The organism is Kocuria oxytropis (assembly GCF_040981195.1).
Lineage (GTDB): Bacteria > Actinomycetota > Actinomycetes > Actinomycetales > Micrococcaceae > Kocuria > Kocuria oxytropis.
This window is the reverse complement of record NZ_JAVFXA010000010.1, coordinates 1-13,881: the sequence shown is the minus strand read 5'-3', so window position 1 is coordinate 13,881 and position 13,881 is coordinate 1. Positions and strand designations below refer to the sequence as shown.

The 13,881-nt window shown below is 74.5% G+C and carries 16 protein-coding genes; 2 read left to right on the top strand and 14 right to left on the bottom strand.

What is annotated here, in order from left to right; genetic code table 11:
• Positions 1-4 precede the first annotated feature (4 nt).
• The 11 genes from QYM41_RS11330 to QYM41_RS11280 all read right to left on the bottom strand — a co-directional run bounded on the left by QYM41_RS11330 (position 5) and on the right by QYM41_RS11280 (position 9,020).
• On the bottom strand, positions 5-892 hold the full coding sequence (locus QYM41_RS11330) for a hypothetical protein (RefSeq protein ID WP_368799839.1): 888 nt from the start codon (positions 890-892) through the stop codon (positions 5-7).
• The gene (locus QYM41_RS11325) at positions 889-1,593 is read right to left on the bottom strand and encodes a response regulator transcription factor (protein ID WP_368799838.1); all 705 of its coding nucleotides are present in this window, start codon (positions 1,591-1,593) and stop codon (positions 889-891) included. Before QYM41_RS11325 ends, QYM41_RS11330 begins: the two co-directional genes overlap by 4 nt.
• Entirely contained in the window at positions 1,593-3,002 is a 1,410-nt protein-coding gene (locus QYM41_RS11320) for a sensor histidine kinase (RefSeq protein ID WP_368799837.1), read from the bottom strand. Before QYM41_RS11320 ends, QYM41_RS11325 begins: the two co-directional genes overlap by 1 nt.
• A 273-nt stretch (positions 3,003-3,275) precedes the next feature.
• Entirely contained in the window at positions 3,276-3,497 is a 222-nt protein-coding gene (locus tag QYM41_RS11315; RefSeq protein ID WP_368799836.1) for a hypothetical protein, read from the bottom strand.
• A 133-nt stretch (positions 3,498-3,630) separates the two neighbouring features.
• On the bottom strand, positions 3,631-4,512 hold the full coding sequence (locus QYM41_RS11310; protein ID WP_368799835.1) for an urease accessory protein UreD: 882 nt from the start codon (positions 4,510-4,512) through the stop codon (positions 3,631-3,633).
• Positions 4,513-4,544: 32 nt separating this feature from the next.
• Positions 4,545-5,204, bottom strand: a complete 660-nt coding sequence (ureG, locus tag QYM41_RS11305; protein WP_368799994.1) for an urease accessory protein UreG — start codon at positions 5,202-5,204, stop codon at positions 4,545-4,547.
• Positions 5,205-5,323: 119 nt separating this feature from the next.
• The gene (locus QYM41_RS11300; RefSeq protein ID WP_368799834.1) at positions 5,324-6,046 is read right to left on the bottom strand and encodes an urease accessory protein UreF; all 723 of its coding nucleotides are present in this window, start codon (positions 6,044-6,046) and stop codon (positions 5,324-5,326) included.
• On the bottom strand, positions 6,027-6,515 hold the full coding sequence (ureE, locus tag QYM41_RS11295) for an urease accessory protein UreE (RefSeq protein ID WP_368799833.1): 489 nt from the start codon (positions 6,513-6,515) through the stop codon (positions 6,027-6,029). The genes QYM41_RS11300 and ureE overlap by 20 nt, the downstream gene beginning before the upstream one ends.
• 60 nt (positions 6,516-6,575) lie before the next feature.
• Positions 6,576-8,288, bottom strand: coding sequence for an urease subunit alpha (gene ureC / locus QYM41_RS11290; protein WP_368799832.1), 1,713 nt, complete (start codon positions 8,286-8,288; stop codon positions 6,576-6,578).
• Entirely contained in the window at positions 8,285-8,674 is a 390-nt protein-coding gene (locus QYM41_RS11285) for an urease subunit beta (protein ID WP_368799831.1), read from the bottom strand. Before QYM41_RS11285 ends, ureC begins: the two co-directional genes overlap by 4 nt.
• A 43-nt stretch (positions 8,675-8,717) precedes the next feature.
• Positions 8,718-9,020 (bottom strand): urease subunit gamma, encoded by a 303-nt coding sequence (locus QYM41_RS11280; RefSeq protein WP_368799830.1) that lies wholly within the window; start codon positions 9,018-9,020, stop codon positions 8,718-8,720.
• A 257-nt stretch (positions 9,021-9,277) separates the two neighbouring features.
• On the opposite strand from QYM41_RS11280, the gene QYM41_RS11275 reads away from it, so the two are divergent.
• Positions 9,278-9,760 carry a transporter substrate-binding domain-containing protein gene (locus QYM41_RS11275; RefSeq protein WP_438612591.1) on the top strand — a complete coding sequence of 161 codons (483 nt, stop codon included), beginning with the start codon at positions 9,278-9,280 and terminating at the stop codon, positions 9,758-9,760.
• Positions 9,757-10,755, top strand: a complete 999-nt coding sequence (locus QYM41_RS11270) for a cation diffusion facilitator family transporter (RefSeq protein ID WP_368799828.1) — start codon at positions 9,757-9,759, stop codon at positions 10,753-10,755. The genes QYM41_RS11275 and QYM41_RS11270 overlap by 4 nt, the downstream gene beginning before the upstream one ends.
• 91 nt (positions 10,756-10,846) lie before the next feature.
• Here the strand turns inward: QYM41_RS11270 and QYM41_RS11265 are convergent, their stop codons facing one another.
• The 3 genes from QYM41_RS11265 to QYM41_RS11255 form a co-directional block, all read right to left on the bottom strand.
• Complete coding sequence (locus QYM41_RS11265) at positions 10,847-11,389, bottom strand: hypothetical protein (RefSeq protein WP_368799827.1); 543 nt, start codon at positions 11,387-11,389, stop codon at positions 10,847-10,849.
• 203 nt (positions 11,390-11,592) lie between these two features.
• Positions 11,593-13,176 (bottom strand): thiamine pyrophosphate-binding protein, encoded by a 1,584-nt coding sequence (locus QYM41_RS11260; protein WP_368799826.1) that lies wholly within the window; start codon positions 13,174-13,176, stop codon positions 11,593-11,595.
• Positions 13,177-13,284: 108 nt separating this feature from the next.
• On the bottom strand, positions 13,285-13,881 hold a 597-nt coding region (locus tag QYM41_RS11255), incomplete at its 5' end, for an aldehyde dehydrogenase family protein (protein ID WP_368799825.1).

Sequence of the window (13,881 nt, the reverse complement as noted above, 5' to 3'; positions counted from 1 at the left end):
CAGTCTACCGCTCGCCGGCCCCGCCGCCCGGGGTGGAGGCACGACCTCCGTAGGTGATCTCCGCCGCACCCACGGCCGAGGAGACGTACAGGCAGGGCCGGTCGCCGGGGGCGTCGGCGCAGACCGTGGCGGCCGTCAGGTCCTCCGGGTCGCGCTCGTCCGCGCGCGGCACCACCGGGGCCCACCAGTCCGCCTCCTGCACGGCCGCCTCGACGGCGCCCGCGCGGGTCGTGACGGCCACGCGCCGCGGGGCCTCGCCGAGGAGCCGGAGCTCGGCGGTCCCGACCTCGGTGTGCACGTCGAGGTCCTCGCGCACCCGGACCCCGTCGAGCTCGACGGCGCCGACCTCCGTGGCCGCCCACAGGCTGCGGGCGCTGCCGCTGACCTCGATCACACCGGCGTCGGTGTCGAGCCGGACGTCGCCGAAGCCGCCGTCGACGCTCAGCGCGCCGGCGTCCCCGGACAGCCGCAGGTCCACGGGCTCGTCCTCGGCGGGGACGGTGACCCGCACGTGCATCCCGTGGCCGCCCGGCCACGGCGGCGCGGGCAGGGCGTCGATGCTCAGCCGGCCGTTCTCCACCCGGGGCTGCGGAGCGCTGTCCAGCCGGAACCCGGCGTACACGGACTCCACGCGCAGGTCGGGGACGTCGGCGGTGACGACCTCGACGACGGCCGAGTGTCCGTCGACCACGACCGTGTCCACGGGTTCGGTCACCGTGGTGTCCACCCGGTGCTCCTGGACGGACAGGGACGCGGCGGCGGCCGCGCCGCCGCCCGCGAGCAGCAGCAGCGCGCCGATGCCGCCGAGCACGGCGGTGGGCACGAGCCAGGCCGCGCGTTCGGTGCCGCTGACGGCGTCCTGGGCGGCGGGGTGCTCGGGGTGGGTGCTCATGGCCGGAACTCCTGGGTCGAGTGGTGGGACGAGGTGGGGTGGCCGGGCCCGGGGTCCGGGTAGCCGAGGTAGCGCAGGACCGCGCGGACGCGGCGGTTGCCGCCGTCCTCGTGCGCGAGGCCCAGCTTGGTGAACACGGAGCGGATGTGCTTCTCCACCGAGGACTCCGTGAGGAAGAGGTTCGCGGCGATCGAGGCGTTGGACAGCCCCTGGGCCATCAGCCCGAGCACCTCGTGCTCCCGCGGGGACAGCAGGTCCAGGTCCTGCCGGTGCCGGGAGCGCACGAGCAGCTGGGAGACGACCTCCGGGTCCAGGACCGTGCCGCCGGCGCCCACGGTCCCCACGGACTCGAGGAACTGGTCGACGTCCGCGACCCGGTCCTTCAGCAGGTACCCCAGGCCGTCCCGGCGGGAGGCGATGAGCTCCGCGGCGTAGCGCTCCTCGACGTACTGGGAGAGCACGAGCACCGCGATCCCCGGGTGCTGGGACCGGATGAGGACGGCGGCGCGGATGCCCTCGTCCGTGAACGTCGGCGGCAGCCGCACGTCCACGAGGGCGAAGTCCGGTCCGTGCTGCTCGACGGCCCGCAGCAGGTCCTCCGCGGTGTCGACGTCGGCGACCACCTCGTGGCCGGCCTCGGTGAGCAGGCGGACGAGGCCTGCGCGCAGGAGGACGGCGTCCTCGGCGATGACGATGCGCATCAGGATCCCGCCCCCCGGGCGACCGGCAGCTCGACGGTCAGCTCGGTCGGCCCGCCCGCGGGCGAGTCGAGGAAGAAGTGCCCGCCGGCGGAGCGGATCCGGTCGGCGATCCCGGACAGGCCGCCGCCGGGGACCACCACGGCACCGCCGTGGCCGTCGTCGGCGATCCGGGCCACCACCCGGGTGCCGCCCGCGGGGTCGTCCTCGAGACCCACCCGCACGGACGCGGCGCCGGCCCCGGCGTGCTTGACCATGTTGGCGATGCCCTCGGAGACCGCGAAGTACACGGCGGCCTCCGTCTCCGGCGCCAGCCGCGGCACCCGGACGTCCACGGCCACCGGGACGGGGGACTGGGCGGCCACGGCGGAGAGCGCGGCGTCGAGGCCCCGGTCCTCCAGGACCGCCGGGTGGAAGCCCCGGGCCAGGCGGCGCAGCTCGGCGATCGCGGCCTTCGTGGTGGTGTGGGCCTCCGCGATGAGGTCCTTGGCCCCGGCGGGGTCGTGGTCGATCCGCCGCTGGGCCATCGACAGGTTCATGGCCACGGACACGAGCTGGGGCTGCACGCCGTCGTGCAGGTCCCGCTCGATCCGGGAGCGCTCGGTGCGGGCGCCCCGGACCGCGGTCTCGCGGGCGGCCGCGGCCTCGGCGGCCCGGCGGCGCAGCTCCGCCGCCTCGTCCACCCGCAGCAGCAGCCGGGACAGGCCCCGGTGGGCGGCCACGGCGAGGACCACCACGAGGAGGCCCAGCAGCGCCAGGGCGATCCCCGTCAGGGCGACCGCCCAGTCCGGCCACGCCCCGACCACGTCAGAGGGCCAGACGGGGTTGTTCTGCGCCGCGTACAGGGGGGCGAAGGCCAGGGCCACGGCGGCGCCGGTGCCCGCCAGGGCGGCCACGGCGACCCAGCCCAGGACCGTGGTGAGGAACAGGTGCAGCAGGCCCGTCCAGAACGCGGCGTCGGAGACATCCAGCCACCACTGGTGGACGATCCGCCAGCCGTCGGTCCGCGGCGAGCGGCGCCGTCCCGGGGCGGGCAGGTGCAGTCCGAACGCCGCCTGGGTGCGGCGGCGCTCGACCCACTCGATCCCCCGGACCGCGTAGATCGCGGCCACGAGCAGGACCACGCCCACCAGAGCGGCGAGCGAGGCGATGCCGGCGGAGACCAGCGAGACCAGGGCGGTCAGCCACAGCGTGCCCAGCGCTGCGTCCACCACGAGGTCGGTGGTGCCGAAGAAGAGGGTGCGGGGGGACCAGGGTCCCCATTCCCGGACCCCGGGGCCGGTGGCCGGGGACGACCCGGCGGGGCCGTGGGCGTCGTCGGGCTTCCCGGTGCCGGGGCGGGGATCGTGCGGGGGCTCGTGGCCGCTCCACGGGGCGGGTGGCAGGGGCCGGGTGTCGTGCGGTGTGCTCATGCCCCTCACGCTACGGTCGCGGGGCCCGTCCCCACTGCGACGTTCTCCACCTGTTACGCCTGCGGTTTTCCCCACCCGGGCTTCGCCACCCGGGCTTCGCCACCCGGACTTCCCGGGCCGGTTCTCCCTGCCCGGGAGTTGGCACCCGGTCGCCCTGCCCGGGAGTTGGCACCCGGTCGCCCTGCTCCGGCGCGCCCCCGGTCCTCCGGCCGGGCGCGCCGGAGCCGGGACGGGAGGCCGGCCGGGTGGGGGACGGCGGTGCGCCCCGGGCCGTCAGACCGCGGCGGCGAGCTCGCAGCGGCGCAGGCGGTGGTGACGGACCGACACCAGCCGCCGCAGCCCGGTGCCGTCCTCCAGGACCCACACGATGCCCAGCGGCGGGGCCACCTCGCTCACCGTGCCCGTGAAGCGCGGCTGCCGCCGCTCCCCGGCCTCGACCCGGTCGCCCGGCCGCACCCGGGCCAGGCCCAGGAGCCATCTGCTGCTCGCGGTCATGGGGAACCTCTTTCCGTGCCGTGGACCGATGCCTCCATCCTCGTCCCGGCGTGTGGCGGTGGCGTTTCCGCCGGGTTGAGATCCCATGTCCTCGCATCGGCACGCGTTCTCCGGCGCGGCCGGGGAGCACGGGTCAGTACTTGCGCAGCGCCACCCGCGGGCCTTGCGACCAGCGCGCGCGCAGCAGCGCCGAGACGTCCAACAGCAGGTCCGTGAGCTCCGTGGAGCCGGGGCCCAGGGCACGGACCACCAGCCCGGGCACGGGCAGCTCCGAGACCCCGCAGCGCAGACCCGGCACCCGGGACTCCGCCGCCGCGAGCAGATCGTGGACCTGCTCCACCAGCTCCCGGTCCGCCCGCGGGTCCACGACCAGCAGGGACGCGAGATGGGTGCGGCCCTCCAGGAAGCCGAGCCCGGCCACGGCGTCCTCCCCGGGGCGCAGCCGCAGGTGGTCCAGGACCACCGTGCGTCCGCCCATCACCACCTCGGTGCGCAGCACCACGCCGCGGTAGCGGAAGACCGTCCCGTCCGGCGCCCACCCGGGCGTCACCACCTCGCCCGCCACGAAGCAGGCCGAGGGGTCCATCGACACGGTCGTGCACTGCACGTAGTCGGCGTCCTCGTAGGCGATCAGCTGGTCCGGCAGGTACTCGAGGACCGCACCGGGGCCGAGCCCGAACCGCACGTGCTGCCGGGCCGGAGCGGCCGGGGTGCGGTAGACCTTCGTGGCGGACTGGGTGGTGAGCAGGGCGCTGCCGCCGGCCCCGACCGTGACGTCCAGCTCGTACCGGTCCCCGCCGAGGTGCCCGCCGCCCGGATTGACGACGACGAAGCACGGCTGGCCCGACCCGTCCAGGTGGTGCGGGCGCAGCACGCGCAGGGCACCGGCGTGGAACTGGTGGACGGCCACGGTCCGCTCTCCGCGGCGCGCCAGGACCAGCTCGAGCCGCCCGGTCGGGACGGTGGCCGGCCCAGCGCCCGGCCCAGCGCCCGGCCCGGCGGCGGCAGCAGTCACGGGAGCAGCAGCGGTCGCGGGGGCGGCCGCGGTCACGCGACCATGTCCAGCATCAGCACGTCGTGCCGGATCCACGCGAGGATCCGCTCGAGTCCCTCGTCGGTCCGGAGGTTGGTGAAGCAGAACGGCCGGTCCTTGCGGAACACGGCGGAGTCCGCGGCCATGACGTCGAGGTCGGCGCCGACGTGCGGGGCGAGGTCGGTCTTGTTGATGACGAACAGGTCGGACTTGATCATGCCCTGCCCGGCCTTGCGCGGGATCTTCTCGCCCTGGGCCACGTCGATGACGTAGATCGAGAAGTCGACCAGCTCCGGGCTGAACGTGGCGGACAGGTTGTCCCCGCCGGACTCGACGAACACGATCTGCAGGTCCGGGTGCTCGGCGCACAGCTTCTCGATCGCGGCCTCGTTCATCGAGGTGTCCTCACGGATGGCGGTGTGCGGGCAGCCGCCGGTCTCGATGCCCACGATCCGGTCCAGCGGCAGCACGCCGTTGCGGGCCAGGATCCGGGCGTCCTCGATCGTGTAGATGTCGTTGGTGATCGCGGCCATCGAGACCTCGTGGATCAGGGCCCGGGTGACCCGCTCCACGAGCTGGGTCTTGCCGGCGCCCACGGGACCGCCCACGCCGATGCGCACGGGGCCGCGGCCGGCCGGGGACGGCCCGCTCGGGGAGGAACCGGTGGAGGGCACGGAGGAGGAACCGGTGCAGGGAACGGAGGAGGGGACGGGGGAGGCGGTGGTCACGGGGAGCTCCTGGGTCGGTGCGGTCGGTGTGGTCGGTGCGGTCGGTCGGTCCGGGGGCGGGCGGGTCAGGACATGAACATGCGGGCCCGCTGCCAGGCGTGGCGCATCTGGGCGATCTCGAGGCCGGGACTGGTCGCCCCGGCCTCGTCGTCGGTCATCCGCCCGATCCGCTCGACGCCGCGGGACACGTCCTCGTGCAGGGCGCGCAGCACGCGCTGACCCGCGTTCTGGCCGATGGGGATGCCGCGCACGGCGTTCTGGGTCAGGGAGGTCACGGCGGAGAAGAGGTAGGCGGCGGCGAGCTGCTCCCAGGCCACGCCGAGGCCGGAGCCCACGAGCGCGAAGGCCACGGCGGGGTTGCCGCGGCTCGTCCCGGCGCGCTGGCGCTGCGCGTAGGCCAGCAGCCGGGGCGAGGGGAAGTTCTCGGCGCCGATGCCGGTCATCCGCCGGCCCATGGCGGTCGCGGCGTCCCGCACCTGGACGGGCAGGGCCTGGGCGGCGAGCAGGTCGTCGGCGCGCCAGACGGCGTCGTCGTCGGCCGCCGTGGCGACCGCGCGCACCGCCCAGCCCTCCGCGGGCACCACCTGGTGGTGCAGGCAGTGCCGGACCCACGCCAGGAAGCTCGCCTCGTCGCGGACCGTGCCGTCGTCCACGTAGGTCTCGAGCCCCAGGGAGTGGGCGAACGCGCCGGTGGGCAGCGCGGAGTCGGCCAGCTGCAGCACGGCCAGCATCCCGGCGAGCTGCCCGGCGGCGCCCGCGGGGGAGCGCTCAGTGGGTGTGCTCGGCATGGCGGAAGGGGACCTCCATCTGCCGCTCGACGCGCGCGAAGCGCACCCCGGCGTCCCGCAGGAAGGCCTCGGCGGTGTGGTCGTACTGGAGGACCATGACCCCGGCGTGACCGGGCAGCTCGGCGACCTCCGCCCCGGGGCCGGCGAACTGGGCGGGCAGGTGCCGGTTGCCCAGGGAGTGGGCCACGAAGCCCATCTGCTCGATCGTGGCGGGCGCGACGACCAGGACGTCGGTGGGCAGGGTCGAGACGACCACGACGTCGTGGCCCTCCCGGTGCAGGATGTCCCCGTCCCGCAGCTCGCGCCGCGCGGCCAGACGGATGCCGACCTCGGTCCCGTGGTCGGTCACGACCCGCTGGACGCGCTTGCGCAGCTCCGGCCCGGAGAGCGCGACCCGCTCCAGGTGCAGGCCCGCGCGCTCCTGCTCGGTGAGCTCGGCCAGGTTGCCGAGGACGGATTCGACGATCACGGGCGGGTCCTCTCGGGGTGCTTCAGGGGTTCTCGGGGTCTCGCGGGACCGGTGGCGGGCTCAGAACAGGAAGTAGCGCTGGGCCATGGCCAGCTCCTCGGCGGGCTCGCACGTGGCGAGCTCGCCGTCCACGCGGACCTCGTAGGTCTGGGGGTCCACCTCGATCCGTGGCGTCGCGTCGTTGTGCCGCATGTCCTGCTTGGACAGGCCCCGGATACCGCCCACGGGCCGCACCTGCTTGCGCAGGCCCAGGCGCTCGCCGACGCCCGCCTCGACGGCGGCGCGGGACATGAAGGTGATGGAGTTGGCGTGCGGGGCGGCGCCCTTCGCCCCGAAGGCGTCCCGCATCAGCTGCGGCTGCGGGGTGGGGATCGAGGCGTTGGGGTCGCCCATCAGGGAGTGCACGATCTGCCCGCCCTTGAGCACGGCGTGGGGCTTGACCCCGAAGAACACCGGGTCCCACAGCACGAGGTCCGCGAACTTGCCGGTCTCGACCGAGCCCACCACGTCGGCGATCCCGTGCGCGAGCGCCGGGTTGATCGTGTACTTGGCCACGTAGCGCTTCAGCCGGGCGTTGTCCCCGCGGCCCGTCTCCTCGGGCAGGGGCCCGGTGCGCCGCTTCATCTGGTCGGCCAGCTGCCAGGTGCGCAGCACCACCTCGCCCACCCGGCCCATGGCCTGGGAGTCGGAGGAGGTCATGGAGAACACGCCCAGGTCGTGCAGCACGTCCTCGGCGGCGATCGTCTCGGGCCGGATCCGGGAGTCCGCGAACGCCACGTCCTCCGGGATGCCCGGGTTGAGGTGGTGGCAGACCATGAGCATGTCCAGGTGCTCCTCCGCCGTGTTCCGGGTGAACGGCAGCGTGGGGTTCGTCGAGGACGGCAGCACGTGGGGCAGGGCCGCGATGCGGATGATGTCCGGGGCGTGGCCGCCGCCGGCGCCCTCGGTGTGGAACGTGTGGATGACCCGCCCGTCGATCGCGGCCACCGTGTCCTCGAGGAACCCGCACTCGTTGAGGGTGTCGGTGTGGATGGCGACCTGGACGTCGAACTGGTCGGCCACGGTCAGGGCCGTGTCGATGGCGGCGGTGGTGGCGCCCCAGTCCTCGTGGATCTTGAGCCCCACGGCGCCGGCGCGGATCTGCTCCGCGAGGGGCTCGGGGGTGCTGGCGTGGCCCTTCCCGAGCAGCCCGATGTTCATCGGGCAGTCGTCGAGGGCCTGGAACATCCGGGCGAGGTGCCACGCGCCGGGGGTGATCGTGGTGGCGTTGGAGCCCTCGGCGGGGCCCGTGCCGCCGCCGAACATCGTGGTGATCCCGGAGGACAGGGCCGTGCTGATCTGGTCGGCGCCGATGAAGTGGATGTGGGAGTCGATCCCGCCCGCGGTGAGGATCCGGCCCTCGCCGGCGATCACCTCGGTGGAGGCGCCGATCAGGATGTCGACGCCGTCCATGACGTCCGGGTTGCCGGCCTTGCCGATCCCGCTGATGTGCCCGTCCCGGATGCCGACGTCCGCCTTGTAGATCCCGGAGGCGTCGAGGACCACGGCGTTGGTGACCACGGTGTCCACCACGCCGTCGTCCCGGGTCAGCCGCCCGTTGTGGCCCATGCCGTCCCGGATCACCTTGCCCCCGCCGAAGACCACCTCGTCCCCGGGGACCGTGCGGTCGTGCTCCACCTCGAGGAACAGCTCGGTGTCCGCCAGGCGCACCAGGTCCCCGGTGGTGGGTCCGTAGAGGCTCGTGTACTGGGCTCGGGACATCTCGTGGCTCATGCCCGCTCCTGCCCCGTGCCGGCGGTCCCGGGAGCACCGGCCCCGGGACCACTGTCCCCGGGGGCACCGGTGCCGGGCGCGTCGAGGGGGCCCTCGACCAGGCGGCGCAGGCCGTGCACCGCACGGCGCCCGGCCAGGGCCACGAGCCGGACCCGCTTGCGGTCGCCGGGCTCGAAGCGCACGGCCGTTCCGGCGGGGACGTCCAGCCGGAAGCCCCGGGCCGCCGCCCGGTCGAACTCCAGCCCCGGATTGGCCTCGGCGAAGTGGAAGTGCGAGCCCACCTGCACGGGGCGGTCACCGCGGTTGACCACGTCCAGCTCCGTGGTGGGCCGGCCGGCGTTGATCAGCACGGGCTCGGGCCGCAGGACGTACTCTCCGGGGATCACGGGTGCTCCTTCGGGGCCGGGACGGTCGGGGCGGCGGACGGGGTCACCGGATCGGGTCGTGGACGGTGACGAGCTTGGTGCCGTCCGGGAACGTCGCCTCGACCTGGACCGCGTGGATCATCTCCGGCACGCCCTCCATGACGTCCGCCCGGGCCAGGACCGTGGACCCCCAGGACATGAGTTCGGCCACGGTCCGGCCGTCCCGGGCGCCCTCGAGCAGCTCGGCGGTGATCAGGGCGACGGCCTCCGGGTGGTTGAGCCGCAGCCCCCGGTCCCGGCGGCGGCGCGCGAGGTCCCCGGCCACGACGACCAGCAGCTTCTCCTGCTCACGGGGTGTCAGGTGCACGGCTCTCCTCGGGGCTGCGGGCGATCGGGGACAGTCGTCACCGTAGGAGCCCCGTGTTTCGGACAGGTGCACCGGGTGTTTCCGGCACGTGCCGGGACGCGGGGGCGGGCGCCGTGGCGCCGGCGCACGGCCGGGACGGTTCACCCGGGCCGGCCGGTGACGACGCCCCGCCGGGCCGACGAGGACGGTCCGTATGCTGATCCCGGAGAGCAGCGGTCCGCGGGGACCGCTCCGGTGCTCGGGAAGGTCGTGGTGCGATGTCGGTGATCGCACGTTCGCTCGCGGTGGCCGCGCTGCTCGCGGTCCTGGCCACGGGGTGCGGTCCCGGGTTCCCGAGGGACCCGGAGGGCACCCTGGAGCGGGTGCGCGGCGGTGAGCTGCGGGCCGGGGTCTCGGAGAGCCCGCCCTGGACGGAGGTCGCCGACAGCGGCCGGCCCTCCGGGCTCGAGGTCGAGCTCGTCGAGGAGTTCGCCGAGCGGGTCGACGCCGAGGTCGTGTGGTACCCCGGCAGCGAGAGCCACCTGATCCGCTCGCTCGAGGGCGGCGACCTCGACGTCGTCGTCGCGGGCCTGACCGCCGACTCCCCGTGGGAGCAGCACGCGGCCCTGACCCGCCCGCACACGGAGATCCGGACCTGGGACGGCCGCACCGAGAAGCTCGTGCTCGCCACCCGGCTGGGCGAGAACGGCTTCCTCACCGAGCTGGAGACGTTCCTCGTGGCACGGGAGGAGGGACGGTGAGGCGCGCACCGGAGGCGGCCAGGTTCGGGGCGACCGAGCTCACCGAGGAGCAGTCGGGGACGCTGCGGCGCGCGGTGCGCCTCGAGTGGACCACCATCGGGGTGCTCGTGCTCATCATCGCGGCCGTGGGGCTGGTGGCCGGTCAGTCCCAGGCCATGCGGACCGCCTGGGTCGAGGACATGCTCTCCCTCCTCCCGCCGATCGCGTTCCTGGTGGCCGCCCGGCTCGCCCGGAGGCCGCCCACCGCGCGGCACCCCTACGGCTACCACCGGGCCGTGGGCGTGGGCCACCTCGTGGCGGCGGTCGCGCTGCTGGGCATGGGGGCCTCCCTGGTGGCCGACGCCGGGACGGCGCTGCTGACCGGGGACCGGCCGCCGATCGGGGTGCTCACCGTCCTCGGCGTCCCGGTGTGGGCGGGCTGGCCCATGGTCGCCGTCATGGTGGCCTCCAGCATCCCGCCCGTGGTCCTGGGGCGGATGAAGACGAAGCTGGCGGAGCAGCTGCACGACAAGGTGCTCTTCGCCGACGCCGACATGAACAAGGCGGACTGGATGACCGGGCTCGCCACGGCCGCCGGCGTCCTGGGCATCGGGATGGGCCTGTGGTGGGCGGACGCGGTTGCGGCGCTCGTGGTCTCCACCTCGATCGTCGCGGACGGCGTCAGCAACCTCCGGGGCTCCGTGGCCGACCTCATGGACTCCCGGGCCACGACCTACGACGACGCCGTGCCCCACCCCCTCATCCAGGAGGTGGAGACGGTGCTGCGCCAGCAGCCGTGGGTGCTCGACGTCGGCGTCCGGGTCCGCGACGAGGGCCACGTCTTCCACGTCGAGGGATTCCTGGTCCCCGTGGCCGGCGCGCTGCCGACGCTCGATCAGCTCGCGGCAGCCCGGCGGCGGTGCACGGACCTGGACTGGAAGATCCAGGACGTGGTCCTCGCCCCGGTCGCCGAGCTGCCGGAGGACCAGGTCCCGCGCCGAACGGACGCGCGCTGAGCGGTCGCGCCCCGGCAGGCCGAGGGGCCGGGACGCGGGGAGCGCTCAGGACGCTCCGCCGGACCTGGTCCCTCGGTGACGGGGTGCGGCCTCACTCCTCCTGCTGGGTCACGGTGACGCTCGAGGCGTCGACGTAGCTCTCGCCCTCCATGTCGGAGAGCTCGTCGCCGAGGTCCACGCCGAGGTCCTCCTCGGCGGCGGCCACGTCCAGCGAGGCCTGGAGCGTGCCGGTGACCTCCACCAGGGCACCGTCCTCCAGCTCCGGCAGGGCGGAATCGTGCAGCACGAGCAGCGAGCCCAGCTCCACGTCGTTCGGGTCGGAGAGCTGCAGCGCGTTCGGTGAGACGACGTCCTCGACCTCGCCGGTGAGGGTCACCTCCTGGCCCTCGTAGAGCGCCTGGTCGTCGGCGAAGTCCTGGGTGTAGGCGCCGTTGTACGGGGCGACGACGTCCGCGGGGGTCTCCGCGCTCTCCTGGGGGGCGGGCGAGGACTCCATGACCTCGCTCTCCTGGACGTCCTCGACGTCGGTGCCCGTCTCGGACCCGCCGTTGCCGCATCCGGCGAGTCCGAGCGCGGCGACGGCGAGGACGCTCGCGGCGGCCCTGCGGGTGCTCCGGTGTTCACGCGTGCTCATGATGTGCCTCCTGGTGTTGGCCATGGTCGCCGGTCCGGTGGATCGGTGACGAGGCACCGGGATCCGGCTGCGTGCCTATCCACCGTAAGCATGCTTTCTGAGCCTTCACCAGGGGCGACACCCGATTCTGCGGATCCTCCACGGAGCCTCCGGGAGAACTCTGCGCCGATCGAGACCGCCGCGTGATGCGCCGGGCTGCCGGCTCAGAGCCGCAGGTGCACGAGGCTCGGGCCCTTCACCGCGAGCGCCTCGACGACCTTCTCGGCGAGGTTCTCCCGGGTGGCCTCGAGCCCGACCGCCCCGAAGGCCTCCGCCAGCGCCGCCCAGTCCGGCTGCCGCAGGTCCACGGCGAGCGGGTCGATGTCCCGGTCGGTCATGTTCTGCCGGATCTCGCCGTAGCCGCCGTTGTCCACGCACACGACGGGCAGGTCCACGCCGAGCTCCACGGCGGTCATCAGCTCCTGGACCGAGAACATCAGGGCGCCGTCGCCCACGAGGCACAGCACGGGCCGGTGCGGGGCGGCGAGCTTCGCCCCGATCGAGGCCGGCAGGCCGTAGCCGAGGGTCGCGTAGGTCCCCATGTAGAGCAGGGAGTGCGGGAGCTGGGCGCGGAAGAACGTGGTGGAGCCCAGATACGTGACCTGGGAGGAGTCGCCGCCGATGATGGTGTCCTCCGGCACCACGGCCATGATCGTCTCGTTGAGCGCGGCGAGCTCCGGCGCGGTGCGGCGGCCCTCGTCGTCGAGCCGGGCGAAGACCTCGGTGAGGTCGCGGGCGGGGCGCGGAGCGAGCGGGCCGATCGCCTCGAGGAGCTGCGGGACCACGGCCGCGGAGTGGCCGGGCAGCTCGATGTCCGGGTCGAGGTTGCACAGCATCTGGTCCCGCATGATGTCCACGCGCACGACCGGCCCCCGGGGCGTGATGTCCCCGCCCCACAGCTCCGCCTCGCCCACCTTCGAGCCGATCACCAGCAGGGCGTCGGCCGAACGCAGGAACTCGTGCGCGGTGGACAGCCGCAGGTCGGCGCCCAGTGCCAGGCGGTGCCGCTCGGGGATCGCGCCCTTGCCGTTGGTCGTGGTGATCACCGGGGCCTCCAGCAGCTCGGCGAGCTCGAGGAGCTTCCCGCCGGCGGCCAGCGAGCCCCCGCCGGCGAGGATCACGGGGTGCTCGGCCGCCCGCAGCGCCTCGGCGGCGCGGTGCACGTCCTCGACCGGGGCCGGCTGCGGGGCGCCGAGCGGGCGCGGCGCCACCTGCCGGTCGGTGTAGTCGAGCTCGGCCTCCAGCACGTCCAGCGGGATCTCGATGTGCACCGGCCGCGGACGGGAGTGGGCGAAGTCCCGGAAGGCGTCGTGGACCATGGTCACGGCCTCCGCTCCGCTGGTCACCCGGCGGCTGCGGCCGACGATCGCGTCCACGGCGGCGGACGGGTTCTTCGTCTCGTGCAGCGAGCCGATGTCCCGGAAGTCGTGGCCCACGGGCCGGCCCGGGGAGAGCAGGATCATGGGCCGGGACTCGGCGTAGGCCGTGGCGGCCCCGGACAGCGAGTTGAGCAGGCCCGGCCCGGACGTGGTGATGACGACCCCCGGCAGCCCGGAGACCTGGCTCCACCCGTCCGCGCCGTACGCCGCGCCCTGCTCGTGGCGCGTGGTCACGGCGCGGATGCCCAGCTCCCGCAGCGGCCGGTAGAACTCGAGCGAGTGGGTCCCGGGGATGCCGAAGACGGTGTCGACGCCGTAGCCGCGGAGCGTCTCGAGCACGGCGCGGGCGGTGGTCCTGCGGGGGGTCATGGGTGGTCCTCCAAGGGGTGGGTGAGCGGGGTGGGGCGGGTGCGCGGGGTGGTGCGTGGAGCGGACGGAACGGGACGAGGGCGTCGGAGCCGTGACGGGCGCCGGTGGTCAGTCCTGCCCGGCGGGCCGGTCGTTGACGTACAGCAGCCGCTTGTTGACGAACTCGTCCATGCCCAGCGGGCCGAGCTCCCGGCCGTAGCCGGAGCGCTTGACCCCGCCGAAGGGCATCTCGGCGCCCTCGGCCTCGGCGGCGTTGACGGCGGCCATGCCCGAGTCCAGGCCCTCGGCCACCCGGCGCGCCCGGTCGGGGTCGGTGCTGAAGACGGCCCCGCCGAGGCCGTAGGGGGTGTCGTTGGCCAGGGCGAGCGCCTCGTCGTCGTCGGCCACCCGGTAGACCACGGCCACAGGGCCGAAGAGCTCCTGGTGGTGGGCGGCCATGTCCGGGGTGATCCCGGTGAGCACGGCCGGGGCCAGGTACGCCCCGGGGCCCTCGGCGAGGGTCCCGCCGGTGTGCAGGGTCGCCCCGGCGTCCACGGCCTCGCGGAGCTGGGCGGCCAGGTGCTCGGCGGCGGCGCGGGAGGCCATCGGGGCGTAGGTGCCCTCGTCCTCGGCGGACGGGTCGCCGGGCACCAGCGCGGCGGCCTGGCGGGTCAGCTCGGCGACGAACTCGTCGTAGATGTCGTCCATGACGATCATCCGCTTGTT

What these genes read in the sequence shown, in the direction of transcription:
- QYM41_RS11330 (WP_368799839.1), bottom strand. Translation starts at nt 892, where the DNA reads ATGAGCACCCACCCCGAGCACCCCGCCGCCCAGGACGCCGTCAGCGGC.
- QYM41_RS11320 (WP_368799837.1), bottom strand. Translation starts at nt 3,002, where the DNA reads ATGAGCACACCGCACGACACCCGGCCCCTGCCACCCGCCCCGTGGAGC.
- QYM41_RS11275 (WP_438612591.1), top strand. Translation starts at nt 9,278, where the DNA reads ATGTCGGTGATCGCACGTTCGCTCGCGGTGGCCGCGCTGCTCGCGGTC.
- QYM41_RS11325 (WP_368799838.1), bottom strand. Translation starts at nt 1,593, where the DNA reads ATGCGCATCGTCATCGCCGAGGACGCCGTCCTCCTGCGCGCAGGCCTC.
- QYM41_RS11300 (WP_368799834.1), bottom strand. Translation starts at nt 6,046, where the DNA reads ATGCCGAGCACACCCACTGAGCGCTCCCCCGCGGGCGCCGCCGGGCAG.
- QYM41_RS11260 (WP_368799826.1), bottom strand. Translation starts at nt 13,176, where the DNA reads ATGACCCCCCGCAGGACCACCGCCCGCGCCGTGCTCGAGACGCTCCGC.
- ureC (WP_368799832.1), bottom strand. Translation starts at nt 8,288, where the DNA reads ATGAGCCACGAGATGTCCCGAGCCCAGTACACGAGCCTCTACGGACCC.
- QYM41_RS11265 (WP_368799827.1), bottom strand. Translation starts at nt 11,389, where the DNA reads ATGAGCACGCGTGAACACCGGAGCACCCGCAGGGCCGCCGCGAGCGTC.
- QYM41_RS11315 (WP_368799836.1), bottom strand. Translation starts at nt 3,497, where the DNA reads ATGACCGCGAGCAGCAGATGGCTCCTGGGCCTGGCCCGGGTGCGGCCG.